The sequence below is a fragment of the Micromonospora sp. NBRC 107095 genome (assembly GCF_030269705.1).
Taxonomy (GTDB): Bacteria; Actinomycetota; Actinomycetes; order Mycobacteriales; family Micromonosporaceae; genus Micromonospora; species Micromonospora parva.
On the sequence record NZ_BSTU01000007.1, the window covers coordinates 479,781 to 505,046 of the forward strand.

Annotated in this window: 20 protein-coding genes; 2 read left to right on the forward strand and 18 right to left on the reverse strand. The window is 72.4% G+C overall.

Annotated elements, in window-relative coordinates; translation table 11 throughout:
• Nucleotides 1-147 precede the first annotated feature (147 nt).
• Nucleotides 148-1,524, forward strand: a complete 1,377-nt coding sequence (locus QSK15_RS30520) for an FAD-dependent oxidoreductase (protein ID WP_285797497.1) — start codon at nucleotides 148-150, stop codon at nucleotides 1,522-1,524.
• Nucleotides 1,525-1,593: 69 nt separating this feature from the next.
• Here QSK15_RS30520 and QSK15_RS30525 read toward each other — a convergent pair whose 3' ends face one another.
• The 6 genes from QSK15_RS30525 to QSK15_RS30550 form a co-directional block, all read right to left on the reverse strand.
• Nucleotides 1,594-2,070, reverse strand: a complete 477-nt coding sequence (locus QSK15_RS30525) for a heme-degrading domain-containing protein (RefSeq protein WP_285797498.1) — start codon at nucleotides 2,068-2,070, stop codon at nucleotides 1,594-1,596.
• Nucleotides 2,071-2,109: 39 nt separating this feature from the next.
• Nucleotides 2,110-3,570, reverse strand: a complete 1,461-nt coding sequence (locus QSK15_RS30530; RefSeq protein ID WP_285797499.1) for an SDR family NAD(P)-dependent oxidoreductase — start codon at nucleotides 3,568-3,570, stop codon at nucleotides 2,110-2,112.
• Between the two features lie 125 nt (nucleotides 3,571-3,695).
• The gene (locus QSK15_RS30535) at nucleotides 3,696-4,601 is read right to left on the reverse strand and encodes a siderophore-interacting protein (RefSeq protein WP_285797500.1); all 906 of its coding nucleotides are present in this window, start codon (nucleotides 4,599-4,601) and stop codon (nucleotides 3,696-3,698) included.
• Nucleotides 4,602-4,629: 28 nt separating this feature from the next.
• Nucleotides 4,630-6,729, reverse strand: a complete 2,100-nt coding sequence (locus QSK15_RS30540; RefSeq protein WP_352232241.1) for an iron ABC transporter permease — start codon at nucleotides 6,727-6,729, stop codon at nucleotides 4,630-4,632.
• Nucleotides 6,730-6,734: 5 nt separating this feature from the next.
• Nucleotides 6,735-7,718 (reverse strand): ABC transporter substrate-binding protein, encoded by a 984-nt coding sequence (locus QSK15_RS30545; RefSeq protein ID WP_285797502.1) that lies wholly within the window; start codon nucleotides 7,716-7,718, stop codon nucleotides 6,735-6,737.
• A gap of 32 nt (nucleotides 7,719-7,750) precedes the next feature.
• Nucleotides 7,751-8,584, reverse strand: a complete 834-nt coding sequence (locus QSK15_RS30550; protein WP_285797503.1) for an ABC transporter ATP-binding protein — start codon at nucleotides 8,582-8,584, stop codon at nucleotides 7,751-7,753.
• Nucleotides 8,585-8,696: 112 nt separating this feature from the next.
• On the opposite strand from QSK15_RS30550, the gene QSK15_RS30555 reads away from it, so the two are divergent.
• Nucleotides 8,697-11,876, forward strand: a complete 3,180-nt coding sequence (locus tag QSK15_RS30555) for an ATP-binding protein (protein WP_285797504.1) — start codon at nucleotides 8,697-8,699, stop codon at nucleotides 11,874-11,876.
• 1 nt (nucleotide 11,877) lies between these two features.
• On the opposite strand, the gene QSK15_RS30560 is transcribed toward QSK15_RS30555, so the two are convergent.
• From QSK15_RS30560 to QSK15_RS30615, 12 genes are all read right to left on the reverse strand, one after another.
• Entirely contained in the window at nucleotides 11,878-12,705 is an 828-nt protein-coding gene (locus QSK15_RS30560; protein ID WP_285797505.1) for an ABC transporter permease, read from the reverse strand.
• The gene (locus QSK15_RS30565) at nucleotides 12,702-13,682 is read right to left on the reverse strand and encodes an ATP-binding cassette domain-containing protein (RefSeq protein WP_285797506.1); all 981 of its coding nucleotides are present in this window, start codon (nucleotides 13,680-13,682) and stop codon (nucleotides 12,702-12,704) included. The genes QSK15_RS30560 and QSK15_RS30565 overlap by 4 nt, the downstream gene beginning before the upstream one ends.
• A 767-nt stretch (nucleotides 13,683-14,449) precedes the next feature.
• Entirely contained in the window at nucleotides 14,450-15,253 is an 804-nt protein-coding gene (locus QSK15_RS30570) for a class I SAM-dependent methyltransferase (RefSeq protein ID WP_285797507.1), read from the reverse strand.
• A 33-nt stretch (nucleotides 15,254-15,286) separates the two neighbouring features.
• Entirely contained in the window at nucleotides 15,287-16,057 is a 771-nt protein-coding gene (locus QSK15_RS30575) for an ABC transporter ATP-binding protein (protein ID WP_285797508.1), read from the reverse strand.
• A complete protein-coding gene (locus tag QSK15_RS30580; protein ID WP_285797509.1) occupies nucleotides 16,057-16,800 on the reverse strand; it encodes an ABC transporter ATP-binding protein in 744 nt (247 codons plus the stop codon). Before QSK15_RS30580 ends, QSK15_RS30575 begins: the two co-directional genes overlap by 1 nt.
• Complete coding sequence (locus tag QSK15_RS30585) at nucleotides 16,797-17,810, reverse strand: branched-chain amino acid ABC transporter permease (RefSeq protein WP_285797510.1); 1,014 nt, start codon at nucleotides 17,808-17,810, stop codon at nucleotides 16,797-16,799. The genes QSK15_RS30580 and QSK15_RS30585 overlap by 4 nt, the downstream gene beginning before the upstream one ends.
• Nucleotides 17,807-18,703, reverse strand: coding sequence for an ABC transporter permease subunit (locus QSK15_RS30590; RefSeq protein ID WP_285797511.1), 897 nt, complete (start codon nucleotides 18,701-18,703; stop codon nucleotides 17,807-17,809). Before QSK15_RS30590 ends, QSK15_RS30585 begins: the two co-directional genes overlap by 4 nt.
• The gene (locus QSK15_RS30595) at nucleotides 18,700-19,893 is read right to left on the reverse strand and encodes an ABC transporter substrate-binding protein (RefSeq protein ID WP_030336258.1); all 1,194 of its coding nucleotides are present in this window, start codon (nucleotides 19,891-19,893) and stop codon (nucleotides 18,700-18,702) included. The genes QSK15_RS30590 and QSK15_RS30595 overlap by 4 nt, the downstream gene beginning before the upstream one ends.
• A 53-nt stretch (nucleotides 19,894-19,946) precedes the next feature.
• Nucleotides 19,947-20,351 carry a roadblock/LC7 domain-containing protein gene (locus QSK15_RS30600; protein ID WP_279517884.1) on the reverse strand — a complete coding sequence of 135 codons (405 nt, stop codon included), beginning with the start codon at nucleotides 20,349-20,351 and terminating at the stop codon, nucleotides 19,947-19,949.
• A gap of 16 nt (nucleotides 20,352-20,367) precedes the next feature.
• Nucleotides 20,368-22,794, reverse strand: a complete 2,427-nt coding sequence (locus QSK15_RS30605) for a sensor histidine kinase (RefSeq protein ID WP_285797512.1) — start codon at nucleotides 22,792-22,794, stop codon at nucleotides 20,368-20,370.
• A 253-nt stretch (nucleotides 22,795-23,047) separates the two neighbouring features.
• Nucleotides 23,048-23,530, reverse strand: a complete 483-nt coding sequence (locus QSK15_RS30610) for a helix-turn-helix transcriptional regulator (protein WP_285797513.1) — start codon at nucleotides 23,528-23,530, stop codon at nucleotides 23,048-23,050.
• Between the two features lie 260 nt (nucleotides 23,531-23,790).
• Nucleotides 23,791-25,083, reverse strand: a complete 1,293-nt coding sequence (locus QSK15_RS30615; protein WP_285797514.1) for a cytochrome P450 — start codon at nucleotides 25,081-25,083, stop codon at nucleotides 23,791-23,793.
• Between the last annotated feature and the right edge of the window lie 183 nt (nucleotides 25,084-25,266).

Consider the following 25,266-nt stretch of genomic DNA (forward strand, 5'->3'; position numbering starts at 1 on the left):
GCTGGCAGACACACGGCGTTGCTGTTCGTTCGGTTGTGCGACGATCGGCGGGCATCACGTCGAACGCCCTTCCACCGGTCTGCCCGCGCACGGACGCGGGCAGTGACCGGGGAGGGCACACATCTCGTTACCCCCTTGGAGAGCACGATGTCCCTCTCCCCATCCCGGGTCTTCGCTGAGCTGAACGCGGCTCGACCCCCTGACCAGCCGGCACCCACGATGGGAACGGCTGTCGTGGTCGGCGGCAGCGTCGCCGGTCTGCTCGCCGCCCGGGTGCTGTCCGACCACGCCGACACCGTCGTCATCATCGACCGGGACGACCCGCAGGTGACCGGCGCGCGTCCCGGCGTACCCCAGGGGACGCAGCTGCACGCGCTGCTGCCCGGCGGCCTCTTCCAGCTGGAGCGGCTGTTTCCCGGTTTCCGCGACGAGGCACTGGCACGCGGCGCGATCGAGGCGCCGCCCACGGCCCGGCGCAACTACCTCGACGGGCGACTGAAGGTCGTCGTCCCCGACGACGCCGACAGTCTGGCGGGCAGTCGGCCGCTGCTGGAGGGCCTGATCCGCCAGCAGGTGCTCCGACTGCCCAACGTCAAGACGATCACCGCCCGCGCGACCGGCCTCGTGTTCGACGACAACGCGGTCACCGGGGTCCGGTGCGAGGTCGGTGGGGTGCCCGGTGTCGAGCGCGGCGACCTCGTGGTGGACGCCATGGGGAGGTCCAGCAAGCTGTCCGACTGGCTGGAGCGGGCCGGCTGGGAGCGCCCGGTCACCCGGCGGATGACAGTGCACCTCAACTACGCGACAGCCCTGTTCCGTCGTCCGGAGCCCACACCGGCCTCCACCGTCGTGCTGGCCCTGAACACGCCGGGAACAGGGCTGGACGTGGCCGGGGCCGCGTTCTTCGCCATCGAGGACGGTCGGTGGATGGCCATGATGGCCGGTTACGGCGACGACCGTCCGGGCCGCACCGCGGAGGACTTCGTCCGCCGCCTGCGGGAGCAGTTCCCACCGGAGTTCGGCGAGGTCGCCGACCAGGAGATGATCGGCGACGTCCAGACCTACCACCACGCCGACAGCCGGCGACGGGACTTCCACGCGCTCAAGCGGTTCCCGGCCGGTCTGATCAGCGTCGGCGACGCCGTCGCGTCGTTCAACCCGGTGTACGGGCAGGGCATGACGGCGGCGGCCCTGCACGCGGCGTGCCTGTCGACGTACCTCCGGTCCCACCCGGACCTGCGGGCACCCGCGCGCCACTACCTCGCGCTCCAGAAGGTCGTCGTCGACGCCGCCTGGTCACTGTCGACCTCGGCGGACCTGGCGTTGCCCCACGTCGACGGGCCCTACCCGCGTGGCCACCGGCTCTCCAGGTGGGCCAGCAGGCAGGTCATCGCCGCGACAGTCACCGACGTGCCGACCGCGCGACGGTTCAACGACGTCGTCTCCATGCGCGAGCACCCCAGCTCACTGGCCCGGCCAAGCGTGCTGCTGGGCGCACTGCGGGCCAACCGTCGCGCACGCTGAACGGTGCCCGGCGGCCTCCTCGCGAGGCCGCCGGGACAGCCCTTAGGGCCTGTTTCGTAGGAACTGGCCCTAGCGGGGAAGCTTGCGCAGAATGTCGACCACGAAGCGGTGGTCGTCCAGCTGCGGCAGCCCGGAGACACCGACCCAGCCCACCACGCCGGTGCCGCGCACCCGCAGGGGCACCGCGCCACCGGCAGCCGCGTACCGCGAGGCCGGCAGGCCGAACCGCTCGGCCAGCGTCACCTGCTTGTCCTGGCACAGTCGGGCCATGTAGAGCGAGGAGTGCTCGAACCGCATCACCACCCGCCCCTTGCGGCGCAGCCACGCGTCGTTGTCCGCCGTCGACCCCGGCAGACCACAGTGGAACAGCTGCCGTCCGGCCCGCCACACGCCCACCGAGACCGGCAGCCGCTGCTCGGTGGCGGCGGTGACGGCGAGTATCCCCAGCTCGTACGCGTCGGTCTCGGACAGGCCCGCGAGCTCCAGCTCGCTCTCCTCGCGCAGCAACTCGTCGAGCGTCGGCCACGATGCACTGTCAGCTGACATGTCTCTTCTCCTCATGGTGCAGAGGCGATCATCGGTCGATCACCAGGCGCAGGGCGCGTAGTCCTTCAGGAAACAGCCGTACAGGTCCTCGCCCTGCTCGCCGCGGACGATCGGGTCGTACACCCGGGCCGCGCCGTCGACCAGGTCCAGCGGGGCGTGGAAGCCCTCGTCGGCCAGCCGCATCTTCGTCGGGTGCGGGCGTTCGTCGGTGATCCAGCCGGTGTCGACGCTGGTCATCAGGATGCCGTCGGTCAGCATCTCCTCGGCGCTGGTGCGGGTCAGCATGTTCAGCGCCGCCTTGGCCATGTTGGTGTGCGGATGCCCGGGCCCCTTGTAGCCGCGGCCGAACTGGCCCTCCATGGCTGACACGTTCACCACGTACTTGCGCCGGGCCGATGCGGCGGCCATCGCCGGCCGCAGCCGGCTGACCAGCACGAACGGCGCGGTGACGTTGCACAGCTGCACCTCGAGCAGTTCGACCGGATCGACCTCCTGCACGCGCTGGACCCAGCTGTTGACCGAGTCGAGGTCGGGCACCAGTCCGCCCGCGTCGATGGCGGTGGACGCCGCGATCCGGTCCGGTGAGGCCGAACCGCTGGTCAGTGCCAGCGCGGTGAGCGCGTGCGGGGTGAGCGCCGTCGACTGTGGCCCGGCGGTCAGGCTGCCCACCGGGCCGCCCGGGCCGTCCGGCTTGGCGAACGTGATCAGCTCCGGGAGCGGACCGTCCGGCAGGGCTGCTGCCTCCGCGGCGATGAGCTGCGCGTACGCCCCGGGGGACCGGCGGACGGTCTGCGCCGCGTTGTTGATCAGGATGTCGAGCGGGCCCTGGCTGCTGACGTCGTCGGCGAGGGCGATCACCTGGGCGGGGTCGCGCAGGTCGATCCCGACGATGCGCAGCCGGTGCAGCCAGTCCCCGCTGTCGGGCATCGCGGTGAAGCGGCGGACCGCGTCGTGCGGGAACCGGGTCGTCACCGTCGTGTGCGCGCCGTCGCGCAGCAGCCGCAGCGCGATGTACATCCCGATCTTGGCGCGTCCGCCGGTGAGCAGCGCGCGCCGGCCGCTCAGGTCGGTACGGGCGTCGCGGCGCTCCCGGTTGAGCGCGGCGCAGGACGGGCACAGCTGGTGGTAGAACGCGTCCACCTGGCGGTAGCGCTGTTTGCAGACGTAGCAGCCGCGTGGGTTGTGCAGGAAGCCCGCCGTCTCACCCGCCACCGAGGACGCCAACGGGATGCCCTGCGTCTCGTCGTCGATCCGCCCCGGAGCGCCGGTGGCGGTGGCCTCCGTCACCGCCCGGTCGGCGGCGAGGATGGCGTCCCGCCGCTCCTCGCGCCGCCGCTGCTTGATCACCTTGTAGAGCCGGGCGGTGGCCCGCTGCACCCGCACCACGTCGGGATGGTCGGAGGGAAGTGCCTCCAACTCGTCGAAGACGCTGAGGCAGGCCTCCAGCCGGCTCCGGTCAATACCGTTCTGACCGTTTTCGGTAATGTTGTCCACCGTCATGCGTCGTTGTCTCGTCCCGTATCCCGTGCCGGCTCCAGCCGGCCCGCCCCAAGTCCGACCCGAAACGGTACGCGCCTCACCGCCTCCGACGCACCTCGCGCCTGCCCGGCCGGTGCGCGGCGCGGTCAGCTGACGTCGGCCTGGCCGAGACGCCAGTAGCCCATGAAGGCCACCGCCCGCCGGTCCAGCCCTCGCTCGGCCACCAGGTGCCGGCGCAGGGTACGGATGACGCCGGCCTCCCCGGCCAGCCACGCGTACAGCGGCACCGGGGCCATCTCCTCCGGCACCTCCCACAGGATCTCCCTGTCCACGTCCACGTCCGGCACGGGCTGGGCGGCCCTCGACGCGTCGCCGGCCAGCAGTTCCCCGGCCGCGGCGACGACGGCGGGCACCAGCCGGCTGCCGTACCCGTCGGTGCCCCGGGGCAGCCAGCGGACCTCCACGCCGGGCGGCGCGACCAGCGGCAACACGTCGGCCGCGTCCGGCACCTCCAGCACGACCGTGCCGCGGGCGTCGAGGGGGAGCCGGGCGCAGATGCCGCTGATCGCCGGGACGGCGGTCTCGTCCCCGGCCAACAGCAGGGTGCTGCCGGCCGACTGTCGAAACTCGACCCCGCCGTGGTTGCCGTCGTAGCCGGCGTCCGGCCCGACGAGCGCGATCTCGTCGCCGATGCTGGCCCGCCGAGCCCAGCGCGTCGCCGGGCCACCGTCGCCGTGCAGCACCAGGTCGACGTCGACCTCGGCCAGATGTGGTCGGACCGCCCGCACCGTGTAGGTACGGATCGGGTTGCGCAGGTGCTCCGGCAGGGCCCGCCACTGCGCGTACCAGTCCGCTCCGTGGGGCAGGGTCGCCCCACGCTGACCGGCCAGCGGCAGCGCCAACTTGATCCGCTGGTCGTAACCGTTGTCGGCGAAACGGTCCAGGTCCGCCCCGGTGAAGGTCACCCGGGTGAAGGACGGGCTGAGTCGTCGTACCGCGCGGACGGTGACGGTGAACACGCGCCACGGGGCGATGGGCAGGGTCTCGGTCATGGTGCCTCTCTCGACTCGGGTCGGCGTGCTAGCGGGTGGTGCTCGCCACGGCGCGGGAGCGCCACAGCAGCCAGATGAAGTACGGGGTGCCGATCATGGCGGTGACCAGGCCGGCGGGGATCTGGGCCGGAGCGATGACCGTCCGGCCGAGGGTGTCGGCGATGCTGACCAGCGCCGCGCCGAGCAGGGCGGCCACCGGGAGCACCCGGGAGTGTCGGCCGCCGACGAGCGCCCGCGCGGCGTGCGGGGCGACCAGCCCGACGAAGCCGATGACCCCGACGGCCGAGACGGCGGTGGAGGTGAGCAGCGCCGCCGCGCCGAGCGCGATCAACCGAGTGCGTTCCAGGCGGACGCCCAGCACCCGGGGGGTGTCGTCGTCCAGCGTCATCAGATCGAGTTCCCGGCGGGCGGCGACCACGGCCGGGGTGAACACCAGCAGCGCGATCAGCACCGGCAGCACCTGGGCGGGCATCCGGCCGTAGGTGGAGCCGGACAGCCAGGTCAACGCCTTCCCGGTGTTCCACGGGTCGAAGGCGACGACCAGGTAGGTGATGACCGCCAGGCCGCCCTGCCAGGCGCCGAAGCCGATCAACACCAGCCGGTCGGAGCTCAGCCCGCCGCGCCAGGCCAGGCCGTAGACCAGCGCGAACGCCACCATCGCGCCGAGCCCGGCGACGCCGGAGACGGCCCACACGCCGGCCAACGGCACGAAGGTGAGCAGCCCGACCGCCCCGAGCCCGGCCCCGGCGGTGATGCCGAGGATGCCCGGTTCGGCCAGCGGGTTGCGGCAGACGGCCTGCACCGTGGTGCCGGCGACCGCGAGCGCCGCGCCGGCCAGGACCGCCGCGGCGACGCGCGGCCACCGCTGGTCCAGCACGAAGGTGTACGCCGGCCCGGTGCTGCCGTTGACCCAGTTGAGCACGTCGCCGAGCAGCACCCAGGTGTCCCCGGCGAGCATGCCGACGGTGACGGCGGCGACGGTCAGGACGGCGGTGACGGCGACGACGCCACGGTGGAAGGCGGCGGAGCGGACCGCCGCGTGCCCACCGGGTGGACGACGGGTGGGACCCGCGTCGCGGTGCCGGCGGGCCAGCCAGATGAGGATCGCCGCGCCGAGCACTGTGGTGACCACGCCGGTGGGGATGTCGACACCGGCCTGCCCGCCCAGCGCGGCCCGCAGCAGCACGTCGGAACCGAGCACGATGATGACCCCGGCGATGCCGGACAGCGGCAGCAGGACGCGGTGCCGGTGCACCCCCGGCACCACTGGCGCGAGCAGCCGGACGATCACCGGGGCGCACAGGCCGACGAAGCCGACCGGGCCGGTGAGGGTGACGGCCGCGGCGGAGAGCAGCACAGCGAGGACCAGCACGGTGAGTCGGGTGCGCCGCACGTCGAGGCCGAGCACCGTGGCGGTGTCGTCGCCGAGGGCGAGGATGTCGAGGCGGTGCCCGAGCAGGACGAGCACGACGACGGCGCCGACGATCACCGGGGCGAGTTGGGTCAGCGAGGTCAGGTCGCTCTGCACCAGCGAGCCGTTGCCCCAGGCGAACAGCCCGATGGTGGCCTGCTCGAACAGGAGCAGCAGCAGTGTCGTCACCGACCCGAGCGCCAGCGCGGTCGCCGAGCCGGCGAGGATCAGTCGGGTGGTGCCGGCCTGCCCACCGGAGGACATCGCCATCACCAGGCCGGCGGCGGCCAGCCCGCCGCAGAAGGCGAGGCCGCCGGCGGGCAGCGCGGGCAGCGAGACACCGAACGCGGCGAAGAAGACGATCGCCAGGTGGGCGCCCGCGTTGACAGCGAGGGTGTCGGGGGAGGCCAGCGGGTTGCGGGCGATCGACTGCAACGCCGCCCCGGCGCAACCGAGCGCCACCCCGATGGCCAGCCCGGCGAGCAGCCGGGGCAACCGGGAGGCGACCAGGACCCGGGCCGCCTCGTCGTCGGCGCCGGTGGCGAGCCGCAGCAGGTCGAGGGCGCCGACGTTCGAGGTGCCCTGGGTGAGGTGCACCGCGGCGACCACGAGCAGCAGCAGGACCGCGGCGACGACGAGACCGGCGACGCGGGGCACGGCGGGGTGTCCGCCCGGAGCCGGCCGGGTGGCCGGCTCCGGGCGTGGTGGCGCGTTCAGCACGCTCACACCGCGTACGTCTTGACGAGTTCGTCGATGTACTGCTTGCCGGAGAGCGGACCGCCGAAGGTCCAGATGCCGTTGGGCATCCTGTGCAGGTTGCCCTGCTTGACGAAGGGCAGCGACGTCCAGATGGCGTTGCCGGCGAGCCCGTCGGCGAACACGTCGTCGCCGTCGGAGGCGTTGTAGAACAGGTGCGTGTTCGGGTCCTTGAGGACGGTCATGCCCTCGACGTCGGTCTGGCCCAGGCCCCACACGTCGTCGGTCTTGCCGGTCCAGGCGTTGGTGAGGCCGAGCTGGATGCCGATCTGGGAGACCAGCGCGCCCTGGCCGAACATCCGGATGCTGACGGTGCTGCCCTCCTTCCAGCCGTCGGCGATGGCGAACGGGCGGCCGGCGGCCCCCGCGTCGGCGATCTTCTTCTTGCCGTCGGCGATGGCCGTGTCGAAGTCGGCGAGCAGCTTCTGCGCCTCGGTGGTCTTGCCGACGGCCTTCGCGATCATGTTGAGGTCGGTGCGCATCCGGCCGAGGTTGTCGGTGGCGTCGCTGCCCTTGGCGACCAGGACGGGCACGAACTTCTCCAGCTGACTGACCATGGTGGCGCCCCGGTCGTCCTCCATCACGACGAGGTCGGGCTGGAGAGCGACGATCGAGTCGACGCTGGGCTCGCCGCGGACGCCGACGTCCTTGACGGTCGGGTCGAGCTTCGCGGAGGTGACCCAGGTGCCGTAGCCCTTGGGGTCGGCGACGCCGACCGGCATGACCCCCAGGCTGACCAGTAGTTCCACCTCGCCCCACTCAAGTCCGACGACCTTGCTGGCCGGTGCCTTGAGGGTGATCTCCTTACCCCGGCTGTCGGTGACGGTGACCGGGCCACCGGACGCCGGGGCGGAGGCCTCGGGGGCGGCGGCGTTCTCGGTGGTGCCGCAGGCGCCGAGGGTCAGCGCGGCCACGATGGCGATGAGGGCGGTGAAACGGGTACGGGTCATGACGGTCTTTCTCTGCTGGGGATGAGGGGTGTTCAGACCAGGGCGCGGATCTGGTGCCGCCCGACGGGGCGGGTGGTGACCAGTCCGGTGACCGGATCGGTGGTCACCTCGATGCGGATGCCGTAGGTCTCGGTGAGGGCGTCCTCGGTGAACACGGTGGCCGGGGTGCCGGTGGCGCGGACCCGGCCCTGGTGCAACAGGACCACCTCGTCCGCCACGGCCGCCGCCTGGTTGAGGTCGTGCAGCACGACGCCGACGGCGACGTCGTGATCGTCCGCGAGGTCACGGACCAGGTCGAGGATCTCCACCTGGTAACGCAGGTCGAGGAACGTGGTGGGCTCGTCGAGGAGCAGAACCGGGGTGTCCTGGGCGAGGCAGGTGGCCAACCACACCCGCTGCAACTCGCCTCCGGACAGTTCGTCGACCGGGCGATCGGCCATCGTGGCGACGCCGGTGACGTTCATGGCGCGTGCGACGGCGGCGGGACCGTCCGGGTCCTCCGTGCGCCAGCGCCCCCGGTAGGGGTGGCGGCCGTAGCCGACGACGTCGCGGACGGTGACCCCGCTGGGCACCGGCCGGCTCTGGGCGAGCAGGGTGACCCGCTGGGCGAACTCCCGGGCCGCGAGAGCGGCGGCCGTGACGCCGTCGGCGAGGTGCACCGTGCCGGCCTCGATCGGGTGCAGCCGGGCCAGGGCACGCAGCAGGGTCGACTTGCCGCTGCCGTTGGGCCCCACGAGCGCGGTGACGGCGCCCTTGCGGAGATTGATCACGGCACCGTGCACCACCGGCACACCGTGATAACCCAGACGGAGGTCGACGCCGGCCAGGCGGTGATCCCCGTTGGCCGACGCCAACTCGTTCTGCATGAGGTTAGGCTAACCTAACCCAACGATCGCCTGTCAAGCCGGTCGCGGGCCGTGACCAGCCGGGCGCACCGGTGGTCATCGGGCCCGTGGGCACGTGGGGGATGCTGGGTCCGTGCAGATCGCGACCCTCGGCCCCCTCGCCGTCGACGGCCAGCCCGTCCGGGGTGAACGGCTCGCGGCGGTGCTCCGCGCGCTCGTCGACGCGCGGGGGCGGGCGGTCTCCGTCACCCTGCTCGTGGACGCCGTCTGGGACGGCGCGCCACCCGACGACGCGACAGGCGCCGTGCAGGCGCTCGTGTCCCGGGTACGCCGCCTCGGTTTGCCAGTGGTCGCGGTGCCGGGCGGATACCGGTTGCCCGCCGAGGAGATCACCGTCGACGCGGTCGAGGCGCGCGCGCTCACCGACCAGGCGCGCACCGTGCTCCGGTGCGGTGACGTCCGGACCGCCCGGGGCCTGGCCGATCAGGCCCGTGCCCTGTTCCCCGAGGTGCCGGAGTTGGTCGGCGCCGAGGACACCCGCCTGTTCGCCGACGTCGCCGCGCTGCGCGCCGAGGCGGCACTCGCCGGCGTTGGCCCGTTCGACGAGGCCGACCTGGGCCGGCTCGTCGCGCGTACGCCACCGGACGAGCCGTCCGCCGCCCTGCTCGTGCGGGTGCTGGCCGCCCAGGGACGGGAGGCGGAGGCGCTGGAGCTGGTCGAGCGGCTGCGCACCGACCTGGCCGACCGGTACGGCACCGACCCGTCACCGGTGATCACCGCCGTGCACCTGGCGTTGCTGCGCGGGGAACTCACCGCCCCGCCCGTCGCCACGCCACCCCGCCAACCGGCGCGGATCACGCTGCCCGCCGCGTGGCGTCGTCCGATGGCCGCCCTCGTCGGGCGCGAGGGGGACGTCGAGACCATCACCGACGCCCTCACCGAGGCACCCGTCGTGACGATCGTGGCGACCGGCGGGGCGGGCAAGACCCGGCTCGCCGCCGAGGTGGCGAGGCGTACCGCGGCGGCCGGGCGGGCGGTACGCGTGATCGAACTCGCCGGTCTGCGTTCGCCGGACGAGGTGCTGCCCACGGTGCTCGCCGCGCTCGGTGGCGCGGACACCACGGCGACCGGCGGGAACCTGGGTCTGGAACGTCGGGTCCTCAACCCCGAGGAGCGGCTGCGCGCCGTCGCGCCGGACCTGGACGGGCTGCTGGTGCTGGACAACTGCGAGCACGTGCTCGACGCGGTGGCTGTCGTCGTCGCGGACCTGGTGGCCGCGGCCTCGCCGGAGGTCGCGGTGCTCGCGACGAGCCGCGCCCCACTGGGCCTGGTCGGCGAGTTGGTGCACCGGCTGACCGCGCTGCCGGACACCGACGCGCTCGCGCTCGTCGAGTCGCGGGCACGGGCCGGCGGCGCCGTACCCACCTGGGACACCGAACGGGCGCTCGTCCTGTGCCACCGGCTCGACAACCTGCCGTTGGCGCTCGAACTGGCCGCCGCGCGACTGCGGCACATGCCGATCGACGACGTGCTCGCCGGGCTGACCAACCGGTTCGCGCTGCTCGACGACGCCCTGCGTGGCCTGCCCGAGCGGCACGCGAGCCTGTGGGCGCTGGTCGACTGGAGCCGGGAACTGCTCGCCGAGGACGACCGCGACCTGCTCCAGCGGGTCGCGGTCATTCCCGCGCCGTTCACCACGGACCTCGCCGCCGCCGTCGCGCAGGTCCCGGACGTCCGTCGCGGCCTGGCGACCCTTGTGGAGCAGTCCCTGTTGACCCTGGTCGAGGGGGACGGTCCGCCCCGCTACCGGATGCTCGAAACGGTCCGTGAGTACGGCGAGGCCCGGCTGGACGCGGCCGGTGACCGGGGCCGTGCCATGGCCGGCCTGGTCGACTGGGCGCGGAAACAGGCCGTCGCGCTCGCCGGCCGCTTCATCGGACCCGACCAGGTGGAGGCGCTGCACCGGTGCGCCGCCGAGCAGGACAACCTGGTCGCGGGCCTGCGCTGGGCGATGCGGGAGGACGACGAGCCCGCCTCGGTCGACGTCGCCACCGCGCTGTTCCACCTCTGGTCGGTGCGCGGTCTGCACCTTGAGGTCCTGGGCTGGGCGCGCGGACTGCTGCACATCGACGACCCGCGGCGGCGGCTGCGGTCGGCGATCCTGCGGGGTGCGGCCAGCGGCCGGCCACTGCCCAACGCCGACCGGCTGGCCTGGACGTGCCTGGTGATCAGCGTGAACGCCGGTATCAGCGCCGACCTGCGGCCCGCCGTGCTCGCCCGCCGGGCCCTGCGGTTGGTCCAGGCCGAACGACCCACCGAGGTGTCCTCCCGGCTGACCGCCCTCGCGGCGGCGCTGCCCGGCTTCGACACGTCGGACCTGGAGCAGAGCCTGAAGCACGCGACCGAGCTGATCGCCCACCCGGACCCGTACGTGCAGGGGCTCGGGTTGTTCGCGCGCGCGGCGGTACGCGAGAACGGCGGCCAGCCGGAAGCGTCGATCAGTGATGCCGAGCAGGCGTACCACCGCTTCGAGGCGGTCGGCGACCACTGGGGCATGGCGATGGCGGCCGGCGCCGTCGGGCAGTTCCTGGTCCCGGGTGGGGACGCCCGGTCGGCCGAGTGGCTGACGCGCAGCGTGCACCACATGGAGCTGGTCGGCGCCGCGCAGGACGCGCGGTCGATCCGGCTCCGGCTGGACGTGCAGCTCGCCCTCACCGGCGACGCGGAGGCGGAACGGCGACTGGGCGAGACCGCCGCACCGGGCCAGGCTGACCAGATGGACGCCGCGCAGGCGTTGCTCGGCCTGGGGCACCTCGCCTGGCAGCGCGGGCGCTACGACGAGGCGCTCACCCACGTCGACGAGATGACCCGCATCCTCGCCGGTTGGACCGGGCCGCAGCCACAGCCGCGGGCTATGCTCCGGGCCGCGGCGGCCGTCCTCTGCCTGCGGGTTGCCGAGGCTCGACCGGTGTCGGGTGACGACCCGGCCGTCCAGGCGACCGCGATGCTGTCGCTCACCCGCGACGACGCGCTGACCTCACGGGACCTGCCGGTGATCGGGGCGTGGGCGTCGGGCGGCGCGGAACTCGCGGCGTACCGGGACGACGCCGACACCGCCCGCGAACTGTCCGTACTCGCCAAGCGGATCGGCACCCACATCGAGATGTTCTTCCCCACCGGGATCAGCGAACGGCTCAACGCCATCCTCGGGGACGAGGAGCAGCGTGAGCCGTTGCTGACCCGGTGGCGCGAGCGGCCGCCCGCGGCGGCCGTCAACCGGATCCGCGACCTGATGGACGACCTGCTCGCCTGATTCAGATCTTCCTGCGGTACGCCCGCAGCGCCAGCGGCATGAACAGCGCCACGAAGCCGGCGCACCAGCCGAGCGTCCACCACACGTGTGAGCCGAGCGGGGTGCCGAGGAACAGCCCGCGTACCGACGCCACCAGGTGGGTCATCGGGTTGACGTCCACGAACGTCCGCATCCAGCCCGGCAGGGTGTCCGCGTCGACGAACACGTTCGACGCGAAGCTCAGCGGCATGATCAGCGCGAACATCAGACCCTGGACGGCACCCGGCGTGCGCACCTTCATCGACACCAGCACCGGCAACCAGCTCAGGCAGAGCGCGAACAGCACCGCGAGCAGACATCCGGCGACCGCCCGGAACGGGTCGGTCTCGATCCGGAAACCCATCACGTAGCCGATCGCGAGGGTCGACACGGTGACGATGACGTACCTGACGACGTCGCCGAGGACCGCGCCGACAAGTGGTGCGGAGCGGGGGATCGGCAACGACCGGAACCTGTCGAAGATGCCCTTGGCGATGTCGGTGTTGAGGTTGACGCCGATCGCGATGGCGCCGGTGGCGATAGTCTGCGCCAGGATGCCGGGCAGCAGGAACTGCAGGTAGTCATGGGTCGAGCCGGCGACCGCGCCGCCGAAGATGTACACGAAGATGACGAGGAACAGCACCGGCTGCACGGTGACGTCGATGAGCGCCTCGGGCGTACGCCAGGTCTTGATGAGGCTGCGCTTCGCGAGCGCCAACGAGTGCCGGACCAGCCGCAACGGCCGCGGGTTCGGGGCGGTCGTCGACAGCCCGCGGCGTGTCGTGGGCGGTGTGTCGGTCAGGGTGCTCATGCCGCGACCTCCGTGGGGCGGGTGGTGTCGTCGTCGGACGCCGTACGCCCGGTGAGGGTGAAGAACACCTCGTCGAGGCTCGGCAAGTGCAGGGAGAGTTCGGTGACGGCGATGCCGGCGGTGGCGAACCGCGCGACGCTCTCGGTCAGGGCCGCGTCGTCGCTGACCGGCACCGCGAGCACGCCCTTGCGGATCTCGTCGGCCTGCGCGCCGGAACCGACCCGGGTCAGGATCTCCGCGGTACGGGGCAGGTGCGCCGGGTCGGACGGACGGACCTCCAGGGTCTGCCCGCCGACCACCCGCTTGAGCCCTTCCGGGGTGTCGTGCGCGATGACCCGGCCGTGGTCGATCACCGTGATCGCGTCGGCGAGCGCGTCGGCCTCCTCCAGGTACTGGGTGGTGAGCAGCACCGTCGAGCCGTTGTTGACAAGCGACCGGACCACGTCCCACATGTCCTCGCGCTTGGCCGGGTCGAGCCCGGTCGTCGGCTCGTCCAGGAAGATCACGTCGGGGGAGCCGACCAGGCTGGCGGCCAGGTCCAGCCGCCGCCGCATGCCGCCGGAGTAGGTCTTGGCCGGCCGGTTCGCGGCGTCGGTCAGGTCGAACCAGTCGAGCAGTTCGGCGGCCCGCCGCCGGGCGCCGGCACGGCCCAGCTCCAGCAGGGTGCCGAACAGCTCCAGGTTCTGCCGGCCGGTCAGGTCCTCGTCGACCGAGGCGTACTGGCCGGTGAGGCCGATGCTCTGCCGAACGCGCTCGGCGTCGCGGACCACGTCGAAACCGCCGATCCGGGCGGTTCCACCGTCCGGGGTGAGCAGGGTGGAGAGGATGCGCACGGCGGTGGTCTTGCCGGCGCCGTTGGGGCCGAGCACCCCGAGCACCGTCCCGCGGGGTACGGTGAGGTCCACGCCTTGAAGCGCCCTCGTCTTCCCGAATGTCTTCACGAGGCCCTCGGCCTCGATCACCAGGTCAGCTGTCATGCGCCGAGTCTGCGTGGGCCGGCTGACACCGCCCCGACACGCCACCGACACGGGCTGACACCAGGCGCGGCGGGTGAGGGCGGCCGGGGGCGCACCGCCACGCCGACGGTCGGCGGCACGATATGTTGACCACGGCAGAACGCCTGCCAGTGCCCGATGTGGTGGCCCACGCCCGACCGCATGCCCGGGGCCAAGAGTCTCCGACTCCGCGCCGATCTGTCGACTCCCGGCGTGCCGGTCGCGCCGCCAGTTCGGTGGAGTGCGTGGGGCTGCAGCGGAGGCGTCATGTCTGATCCCATCCCCGACGGACCCCGGCCCCGGGACGCGCCCGCAAGCGCGCCATCCGCGAACATGCCGCCCGGGCCGGCGTCGCCTACTCGGAGGCCGCCCGGCAACTGGACTCGGTCGGCCTCCGGCCCGGCGAAACCCTCTCCAGGTACGGGCGGACGATCTATCCGATCGGGTTCGACCCGCATCGCCAACTGCTCGTCGAACGTCGTGAGCGGCGGTCGTTCAATGCCCCATGCCGCGATCTTGCACTTTCTGTCCCGACATAGGGGTCGTTCCACGCGTATCGGCAACCGAAACTGCAAGATCGGCGGGACGTGGGACGTGGGGGCACGGGTATGGGCCGGCCGGGCTCCCTCGCGGGGAGCCCGGCCGGTGCGGTCGAGGCCGTCGTCGAGCTGTCCGGCCGGCAGTCGGGGGGTGCTGCGGCGGGAGAGGTACGCACGGCGCGACCGCGCTCCGCGCGGTGGTCCACCTGCTCAGCTCGGCAGGCGGCCCCGCGTGGAGACGAAGTGGTACGACATGACGGCGAACCCGGGGTCGCGCAGCAGCCGCCGGAACGCGTTCAGTTGCTGGGCCGACAGCCCGGCGGCCAGCAGGCCCGGTTCCAACTGGCGGGAGTTGGTCTCGTACAGCGACGTTCCGGTCGACCCGCCGGCCCAGCTCTGCGAGTGGGTGATGGTGTCCAGGTCGGTCAGACCGGCGAGGGCCATCTCGGTGTGCACGTCCTGCGCCCAACCCAGGTCGGCGCCGTGGTCCTCCAGGACACCCATCATGGCGTCCATGACCTGCGCGAAGAGCTTCGCGGCGTCGTCGGTCGGTGCGGTGAGCACCCGCTGCGGCGAGGTGCAGTCGAACTCCTCGACCACCAGCCACCCGCCCGGTGCCAGCGCGCCGGTGAGGGTGCGCAGGACCCGGCGGCGATCGGGGAGGTGCAGCAGCACCAGCCGGGCGTGGATCAGGTCGAACGCGTCACCGGGTGGCGGTTCGGTGCGCACGTCGTGCCGGCGTACCCGCAGGTTGCCCTCGGCCACCAGGTGGGTGGGGTCGATGTCGGTGGCCAGCACGTGACCGTCGTCGCCGACCGCGCGGGCGATCCGTCGGGCCATCGAGCCGCCGCCCGCCCCGACCTCCCAGCAGGTCGCGCCCGGTCGCAGCACCGGGCCGGCCAGCCGACGCGTGGTGATCGGATCCAGGAAGGACTCCAGCGCGTGCATCTGGGCAACGGCGTCCGGTGCGCCGTTGTCGAACGTGTACGTGTCGTCGCTCGTGACGGTTGTCATCGGTGTCCACCTCTCCGAGAAGGGTCGGGTTGACTACGGGGTGTCGGCCCAGAGCCGAGGGGTCGGTCGGTTGCGCGGGGACGGCGCGACGGCGGCGATGCTCACCATCGCCGCCAACGGGGTTGGATCGCGGCGGGCCTCCACTGTCGGCCGGTCGTAGACCACCCGGCCGTACTCCAGCACCGCCACCCGGTCGGCGATCTCGATGGCGTGCTGGAGTTGCTGCTCCACCAGCAGCACGGTCAGGCCGTCGGCGGCGAGACTGTTGACCAACTCGCGGACCCGCGCCGCCAGATCGGGCGAGAGGCCCTCGCACGGTTCGTCGAGCAGCAGCACCCGGGGCTGGCCGAGCAGCGCACGGGCTATCGCCAGCATCTGCTGCTCGCCGCCGGAGAGTTCGCAGCCGCGGTGCCGCAGCCGTACCGCCAGCCTCGGCAGCAGTTCCAGGGTCCGGGCGACCGTCCAGCCCTCGCCGCCGGAGGTGCGGGCCCGCCACGGCGCAGCCGCCAGGTGCAGGTGCTCGGCCACTGTCAACCGGGAGAAGACCCGCCGACCCTGCGGTACCAGACCGACGCCGGACTGGGCGATGCGGTGCGGTTGCCGGCCGGCGACGTGCACCCCGCCGACCTCGATCCGACCGCTGGACGGGCGAACCAGCCCGGCGATGGTGTGCACGAGCGTGCTCTTGCCCGCCCCGTTGCGGCCCACCACGGCCTGGATGCTGCCCTGGCCCACCCGCAGGCTGACCTCGTGCAGGACGGTTCCCCCGCCGTAGCCGGCGTAGAGACGATCCACAGTGAGCATCACGCCACCCCGTCCGCGTAGGCCTGCCGCACCAGCGGCGAGGTACGGATCTCGTCCGGTGTGCCGGCGGCCAGGGTCCGACCGTCGCGCAGCACCGTGACCGTGTCGGAGAGGGCGTACACCAGGTCCAGTCGATGTTCGACGAGCAACACCGCGACGGCCCGGGGCAACGCCTGGAGCAGCTCGACCAGTCGGCCGACCTCGACGGCCGACAACCCGGCCGCCGGTTCGTCGAGGAGCAGGAGGCGGGGGCGCCCGGCCAGGGCCATGGCGATCTCCAACTGGCGTCGTTGCCCGTGCGCGAGGTGCCCGGCGGGCACCTCGGCGACGGCGGTGAGCCCCATCTGCTCCAGCAGCGGACCGGCCAGCTGCTGCGCGGCGTGCCGACGTCCAGCCGGCCACCACCGGCGGCGGGGGATGACCCGTGGCAGCGCGGCCACCACCACGTTCTGCGTCGCGGTCAGCGTCGCGAACACCGCCGGTCGTTGGTGGATGCGGTTGATGCCCCGCTGCGCCCGGGCCGCCGGGCCGAGCCGACCGATGTCCCGTCCGGCGAACCGCACCGTGCCGCGCTGCGGCCGCGTGGAACCACTGAGCACGTCGAGCAGGGTGCTCTTGCCGGCCCCGTTCGGGCCGATCAGCGCGTGCCGCTGACCGTCGTGGACGCACAGGTCCACGCCGTCGAGCGCGGCGAGTGAGCCGTACCGCACGCTCACCTCCTGGGCGTCGAGCAGGCCGGTCATCGGCGCAGCTCCCCGACGGTGGCCCGCTCCTGGGCGGCGGGCGGGTCCGACTGTGGCGGCGGGGCCGCCGACAGCCGCAACCGGGCCCGGTTGAACCCGGTGGGCAGCAGGTAGACAGTCGCCACGAACAGTGCGCCCAGCACCAGTGGCGCGTGGCCGGGCAGCACCCCGAACAACCAGTCCCGGACGGCGATGACCAGCGCCGCGCCCACCAGGGCGCCGCCCACCGACGCGGTGCCCCCGATGACTACACCGAGCAGCAGCAGCGCCGACGTGTCGAAGCCGAAATCGGCGGGGGAGATGTACTGCTGGGCGACGACCAGGAGTGACCCGGCGGCTCCGGCTATCGCCCCGGCCGCGATGTGCGCGCCGGACAGGTGCACCGCCACCCGGTGACCGCTGGCGCGCAACCGCGTCTCGTCGTCGCGGCCGGCCCGCAGTACCAGCCCCGCGCGGGTACGCAGCAGCACCAGCACCGCGCCGACAAGCGTGGCCACGACGACCAGGGCGTACAGGTAGCGGCCCTGGTCGCTGGCGAGCGCCGGGAGCCCCCAGAACGGGCGGACCGCGGGGACACCGGCCAGCCCGTCCGTGCCACCGGTCACCGACCGCCAGCGCCCGAGGACGACAACCACGAGTTCGCCGATGGCCAGGGTGATCATCAGGACGATTACCCCCCGGGCGTGCACGACGAGCGGCACGGTGAGCGCGGCCAACAGCGCCCCGGCGCCCGCCGCGACGACGAGCTGCACCACGCCGATGTCGGAGACCCGGCTGCCGACCACGGCGCAGGCGTAGGCGCCCGCCGCGTACGGTGCGGTCTGCCCGAGGGTGGGCATGCCGGCGACGCCGGTGAGCAGCGCCACGCTCACCCCGACCAGGGCCAGCGCCAGCGTCCGGGCGAGCAGCGCCGTCGTGTAGTCGTCAACCACCCAGGGCGCCACGACCAGGCCCACCAGGACGAGCGCCGCGACGGCACCTCGGGCCCGTCGGATCACCTCGCCGCTCATGCCGTCCGCCACCTGACGGCCAGGCCGCGCGCCCGCGCCGCCAGCACCGCCGCCATGGCGGCGAACAGCAGGAACGGCGCGGCGGACGGCAGCAACGCCACGCCCAGCGTCTGGATCTCGCCGATCGCGAGCGCGGCCAGCAGGGTGCCGGCCATCGACCCGAGACCACCGAGGACGACGACCACCAGGGAGAGCAGCAGCACGGTGTCGGCGGTGTCCGTGCCGGGGCCGATGATGGGCGCGCCGAGGACCCCGGCCGCACCGGCCAGCGCACCGGCGGCGGCGAGCACACCGGCCCGGATCCGCGCCGGGCTCACGCCCAGACAGGCGACCATCTCCGGGTCGTCGACGGCCGCACGGACCAGCATCCCGGCCCTGGTGCGCCGCACCACCAGGTAGAGCGCGGCGGCGAGCACCGCCGCGACGACGATGAACCCCAACCGGTACGCGGCGTAGCGGTGACCGGCGACCACCACCGACCCCTCCAGCGCGGCGGGCACCTGGACCTGCGGGTCGTCGGGTCCGAAGCCGGCGACGAGCAGGCTGCCGCCGGCCAGCGCCACCCCGAACGTCAGCAGCGCCTGACTCAGATGATTGCCGGTGGCGACCGGTGTGAGCAGACCGGCCAGCAGCACCCCCGCCGCGGCGGCGGCCAGCACCCCGACCGCCAACGCCAACGCCAGGCTCGCCCAACCACCGTCGAGCAGCGCCGCGGCGGTGTACCCGCCGATCGCGTAGAGCAGGCCGTGCGCCAGGTTGAGGATGTTGGCGACGCCGAAACAGAGGACCAGGCCCGACGCGGCGACGAAGACCAGCAGCCCGTAGGCGACTCCGTCCAACGCCGGGATCAGGTACGGGTCGATCCGGTTCGTGCCGACCGCCACCGCTGTCACCGGCCGACGGTCGCGAGGTCACCCACGACGGTGTTGGACAGCGCCCGGCCGTCCTGGCGGACCTGCCGCAGGTACCACTTCTGCACCGGGGAGTGCGTGGTGGTGGAGAACTGCCAGGTGCCGCGCGGGCTGGCGATCTGGCCGAGTTGGCCGATGGCCGTGTTGATGGCCTCGGGGGTCGGGTCGCTTCCGGCGGCGCCGATCGCGCGGTCCAGCACCGCTGCCGCGTCGTACGAGGCGAGCGCGTAGGTCGTTGGTGAACCGTCGTGCTTCGCCTTCCACGCCGCCACGAAGGCGCGGTTCTCCGCGTTGTCCAGGTCCGGCGAGTAGTTGAGCACCGAGTAGATGTCGCGGGCGGCGTCGCCCTGCGCGTTGAGCACCCCGCCCTCGGTGAGGAACCCGGCCGCGTACAACGGGATGTCCTTGATCTCGGACTGCGCGTACTGCTTGACGAAGTCGACGGCGGCGCTGCCGGCGTAGAAGGTGTAGACGGCCGCCGCGCCGGAGGCCTTGATGCGGGCGAAGTACGGGAGGAAGTTCGTGGTGGCCGGGAACGGCGTGAAGGTCGTCTTGCCGTCGGCGTTCGCGAGCTTCCCGCCGATCTTGCTGAACGCGTCGGTGAAACCGCGCAGCTCGTCCCAACCACCCTGGTAGTCCGGGCCGATCGCGTACACGGAGCCCTTCACGTTGTCGCGGACGTGCTGGGCGATCGCCGCCCCGGGCTCGTCGGACAGGTACGAGGTGTGCCAGATGCGGGAGACGTCCTTGAGTTCCGGCCGACCGTTGGAGCCGACCAGTGGCACCTTGGTCTCGTTGAGCACCGGGGTGACTCCGGCGACCGAGCCGCCGCCGACGATGCCGGTGAGCGCTGACACCCGGTCCTGCTTGAGCAGCTTGGTCGCCGCCGGGACGGCGGTCTGGGCGCCGTTGCCCTCGTCGGCGACGATGAGGTCGACCTGCCGGCCGCCCAACTTGCCGTCGTGGGTGTCCAGGTAGAGCTGGAAGCCGTCGCGGATCTCCGTACCGACGGCCTGGTACGTACCGGACAGCGACGCGAGCAGGCCGATCTTTATCGAGCCGCCGGCGCTCGGCCCCGGCGCGTCGTCGCCGCAGGCCGTACCGGTGGTCAGCACGGCCGCGAGCAGTGCGGCGGTGAGGGCACGGCTGCGCCAAGGCGTGGTGAGAGGCATGTCTGACTCCAGAGGAAGGGGAAGGGGTCTCCGGCGTGGGGGCGCCGGGGTGGTCAGCGGGTGCGGGCGAGCGCCGCTCGGGCAGCGGGGGTCAGCGCGTCCCCGATCCGGTTTGCCAGCTCGGTCATCTCGTAGGAGACCTTGCCCACGTCGCACTCGGGGGCGGCGAGCACCAGCAGCGAGGCGCCGTCGTTGAAGGCCATCGAGAACATGAACCCGCCCTCGAGCTGCGTCACGTTGGAGATCACCGCGCCGGCGTCGAAGAAGGCTGCCGCCCCGCGCAGCAGGCTGACCAGCCCGCTACCCGTGGCGGCCAACTGGTCGGCCCGGTCCGGTGGCAGGTCGCGGGTAGCGGCCACCATCAGGCCGTCGCTGGAAATGGCGATCGCGTGGCTGACCTCGGTCGCGCGCGCCGCGAAGTTGTCCAGCAGCCAGCCGAGATCCTGTTGGTCGCTCACGTGCTCTCCTGTCGCGTCATGGGTTGCCGCTGTTGATCGGGGTGCGCCGTCGGTTCGCCACGCCCCGCGCGTACGCGGCCATCGCTGTCGCCACCTGCGCCGGGTCGCGGTACTCGGACCGTTGCTGCTGCTGGGGCACTGTCACTCCGCCGGGCACGAGGTGCCGTTGCGGCTGCCGTTTGGGCAGGCCGGAGTTGGTGGTCGTGGCGACCTCGGGGGTCTGCGCCCGGGCGGCGGTACGCCAGGCGTCGTCGGCGGGGCTGGACCACTGCCGGCCGCTCTGGCCGCTCTGGCCGCTCTGGACGTTCTGGCCGCTCTGGCCGTCGACGACGTCGCTCTGGAACCAGTGGTTGACCTGTTCGAAGATGAGGAGTTCCTCGGTGGGCGCATCACCCCGGTCCGGCGGTGGAGGAGCCGGTCGGAACACCGGTGCCGCCGGCAGGGTCCGCTCGGCCGCCGGGCGACCGGCGGTGGGTTCGGGGCGCGGCTGGTACGGCGGCGGCGGGTGGGGCGTGCGCGCCGCTCGCCGCGACAGGCGTCCGGGTGCGAGCAGGTACTCCTCCGGTGGCAGGGACCGGATGATCGCCGCGGGCAGTGTCGCCTCGGCGAGGACCCCGCGTCGGGGGCCGCGTCGCAGTTGGACGGTGGCGCCCAGCCGGGCCGCGAGCTGACCCACCACGACCAGCCCCATCGCCCGTACGGCGGCGACGTCGATGGCCGGTGGGTGGGCCAGCAGCTCGTTGAGTTGCTGCATCCGCTGTGCGGACAGCCCCACGCCCTCGTCGCTGATCTGGACGATGACGCGGTCGCCCAGGCTCCGACCGCTCACCCAGGTCTCACTGCCCGGCGGCGAGTACGTCGTGGCGTTGTCCATCAGTTCGGCGAGCAGGTGCACGACCTCGTCGACGGTCTTGGCGGCCACCGCGACGTCCCCGTCGATCATGCCGAGCCGGACCCGCGCGTAGTGCTCGATCTGAGACAGCGCCGCTTGGAGCACCTGTTGCAGCGGGACGTCGCGCTGGCGTACGCGGCCCACGCCGACACCGCCGAGCACCAGCAGGCTGGCGTTGATCCGGCCCATCCGGGTCGCCAGGTTGTCCAGCGTGTACAGCTGGTCGAGCCGGTCGGGGTCGGTCTCGTCCCGCTCGACCAGGTCGACCTGGGCCAGGACGGCGTCGACGAGTCGCTGCTCGCGGCGGCTCAGGTGGATGAAGATGTCGGCGGTGTTGGCGCGCATGACGGCCTGTTCGGCGGCGGTCCGCACCGCCGCCTGGTGCACGGCGTTGAACGCCTGGCCCAGCTCGCCGATCTCGTCGTCGCTGGACGGTTCGAGGGCGGCACTGGATTGCTCGTGGGCCAGCTTCTGTGGGTCGACGGTGGCGCTGCCGGGCTGTTGGAGCTGGGCCACCACGGCGGGAAGCTGTTCGAACGCCACGGCGTTTGCCGCGTCCCGGAGGCGGCGTAGCCGTCGGGTGATCTGCCGGGCGACGGCCCAGGTCACCAGCGCGGTCAGGATCAGGGCCAGGATGACGCCGGCCGCCTCGGCCACGGCCCGACGGCGCTGGTCCGCGTGCGCGGCCCGGACGTCGTCGCGGACCGCGTCGTCGACCCGGGCGCGCAGGTCGGCCAGCCGGGTGGCACGCGTCTGGGTGGTGGACACCCAGTCTCCGGTCTCCAGTTTCAGCTGCGACCCCGGCTGGGCCCGGGACACCTCGTCCTGCATCCGTTGCAGGGCGAGCGCCTCCTTGCCGGTGCCGGCCTGCTCCCACCAGAGGCTCCACTCGGGTGGGGCCAGCGCCAGAAACGACAGGCTCGACTCGGTGTAGCTGGTGCGGGCCGCGGTGATGTCCTGCTGCATGGCCGGGGTCAGCTCGCCGCCCGCGACGGCGCGCAGCACCGCCACCTGCTGCTGACCGATGGCCTCGGCCGTCTTCGACAGCGCTGCCGAGGCGCGGATCCCGTCGGCGAGTTGTGCGTCCACCACGCCGTGGGAGACGTTCTCCCGCAGGTTGATGAGGTCGGCGATGGCGATGCGGTAGCTGAAGGTCATCGCGGACACTGACGCGTGGGTGGCGGTGCGGACCTGGGTGCGCAGCGGGGCGAGGCCGTTCAGCGCCGCGTCGATGCGCCGCATCAGCTCGGGGTTGGCGTCGTTGTCGGCGGACAGCCGGTCTCGCTGCGCGCGGTAGCGGGCGACCGCTTCGTCGGTGGCGGCCACCTCCGCGACGAAGGCGTCCTGCTGCTCCGGCCGGGCGTAGGTGAGCAGGTCGGCGGCGGCGATGCGTTCGCGTTGCAGCCGGTGGGCCAGGTCGCCGGCCTCGGCACCGACCTGTGTCAGGAGCTGCAGGTCGCTGGCACGGGCCGTCTGGCGGGCGCTCTCGGTCAGGGCGAGACCGGCGAAGCCGATCACGGCGATGAGCGGGGCTGCCACGATGAGGCGCATCCGACCGGCTATCTTCCAGCCGCGTCGGCGCGTCGGGTAGGGTCTGGCCGCGTGGGACCGGGTGCTCGACGCCAAGATTGACTCCCACGACTCGTCGATGACGGTCTATCCGCACGTTGCCGAATGCAAGTCCCATTCGGCCGGAAGCCGCGCTCGTAGACCAGACCTGGCCGTGGTACAAACTGCCCGTACCAGCATCTGTACCCAAAGTCAGCGACCGGTGACGCCCCGCGGTCGTGGCGGATCGGCCGGGTCAGTGCTGGTTGTCGGGAGGCCCGACCGGCGGGTGCCGCCGCTGCGGGTCGTCCGGTTCGGGTTGGCCGTTGAGCACCTGGCCGATCAGTTCGCGCAACTCGTCGATCGCGTCCACGACGGCATCCGGGTCCCGCGCGTCGCGCCGCCCACGCTGACGCGGCACCCGCCGATCCAGCCGGCCCGGCTCCGGCCCGCGCGGGCCCCGGCGACCGTCGGCCGCCAATTGCTCGGCCGCGACCTGTGGCCAGAGTGCGGCCAGTCGTCCACCGGTGCCGAGCACGTCGTCGCAGCGCAGCGCGAACTCGTGGCTGCCGAACCGGCGACCCGACTCGACCGCGGCGACCGTCTCCCGGCTGAACCGCACCAGATCCGCCAGGGCCCGTTGGGTCAGGCCCCGCTTGACGCGACAGTTGCGCAACTCCCACCGGAACCGCTGACTGGCCGCGGAGTGAGCCGAGCTCGACGGGGACGTGTGCTCCATGCGCTCACCTTCGTGGAACGGACATTCAGCGTCCGGTACGGGATCGAGGCCGGCCAATGAGCTGGACATTCGCAGAGAGCAATTCTTAACCCAGGACGCGATGGGTGTGAAGACGTTCGCCGGCATGGATCGTCGGGCAAAGCATGAACGGCGCGTGCCGGACCGGTGTCGGCACCGAGATGCGTCGGGTGGAGCGGGCAACCCTCGCATGTCTCACCCCTCGACCGTCGGTAGGTCGACATCGCCGGCGCTCGGGGCGTTCAGCAGGCGCGCACTTCGGCCGTCGCGCCACCGCGTGCCACCGGCTCGTCCGAGGACGCCGGGATATCGATTGTCGCGAGCAGTCTGTGGTGCGCACGAAACGCGACATTGGGTTTGTATGAACGATGTTGCTCCGGCGACAGTCGGAGGCCGGGAATGGTTTGGGCGAGCCGGCTGAGGGCGATGCCGGCCTCAAGTCGCGCCAATCCCGCGCCGATGCAGAAATGTGGGCCGTGACCGAACGACAGGTGGTTGCCCACATCGGGTCGATGTGGGTCGAACCGGTCGGGGTCCTGGAATGCCGCGGGGTCCCGGTTCGCCGCACCGATCAACAGCAGACACCGTGCCCCGGCGGGGATCGTCACCGCACCCACTGTGACGTCTCGGGTGGTCACCCGGAGCCAGCCGTCGATGGCCGGTGCGAACCGGAGCGTCTCGGCCACGAAGGCGGGGACGAGCTCCGGGTCCGCGGCGATCGCCGACCACCGCCGGGGATCGGACAGGGCCTGGTCGAGAGCGTGGGCGAGCAACCCGGCGGTGGTCTCGTGCCCCGCGACCAGGAGGTTGAAGGCAAGGCTCGCCACCTCTGGCACCGTCAGGACGCTGTCGTCGTCGTCGCGGTAGGTCAGGGCCCGGCTGATGAAGTCGTCACCCTGCTGTCCACTGTCCACCCGCCGGCGGACCAGCTCTTCGCAGTAGTGCCAGAACTCGAGCAGGCCCTGCGCCAGGCGTACCTGCTCGGCGGGGTCGGGCTGCCCCCAGATGAGGGCGATCTGGCCATCCGCCCAGCTCCGGATCCGCCCGATGTCCGCGTCGGGCACCCCGAGGATGTCCAGGACCACCAGCAGGGGAAGCTCGGTCGCGAAGTCCGGGATCAGGTCGACCTGCTCGCCCTGACGGGCGGCGAGACGGGACACCAGCTGGTCGACCCTTCGCCGCACGATCGCCCCGTACTCGGCCTCGACCCGCTCGGCGGTGTTCGCGAAGGTCGCCCGCAGGGCCCGGCGGGTGCGTGGGTGCGTCGGTGGGTCCGCGGCGGCCGTCGTGGGTGGCGCGTCGATCTGCATGATCACGCTCAGTGCCGCTGGGCACACCTCGTAGACCGGGACGAGGGTGAGGGCATTGGCGAATGTCGCGGCGTCGGCGAGGGCCCGCCGGACGTGTGCGTGTCTGCTGATCAACCACAGGCCCAGATCTTCGGCGTAGTGCGCGCCGTCGGGATCGTCGAGAATGCGCCGCCACACGCCAGCCGGGTCGGTGAGATAGACCCTACTGAAGGGATTCAGACGCATGGAAAACCTCCTGACGCACGCGGCGCGAAACCGGCAGCGCCCCTATTTGGCGATCCACTTCGGCGATGCCGATAATGGCGCTCATCTGCCTCTGGCCCTTTACGGTGCGCTGGCCAGGCGTACAAGTCAAGATTGGTTTTCGTCTATTTATTGCTTGGTCTGATTGCGTGTTGCAACAGCCGG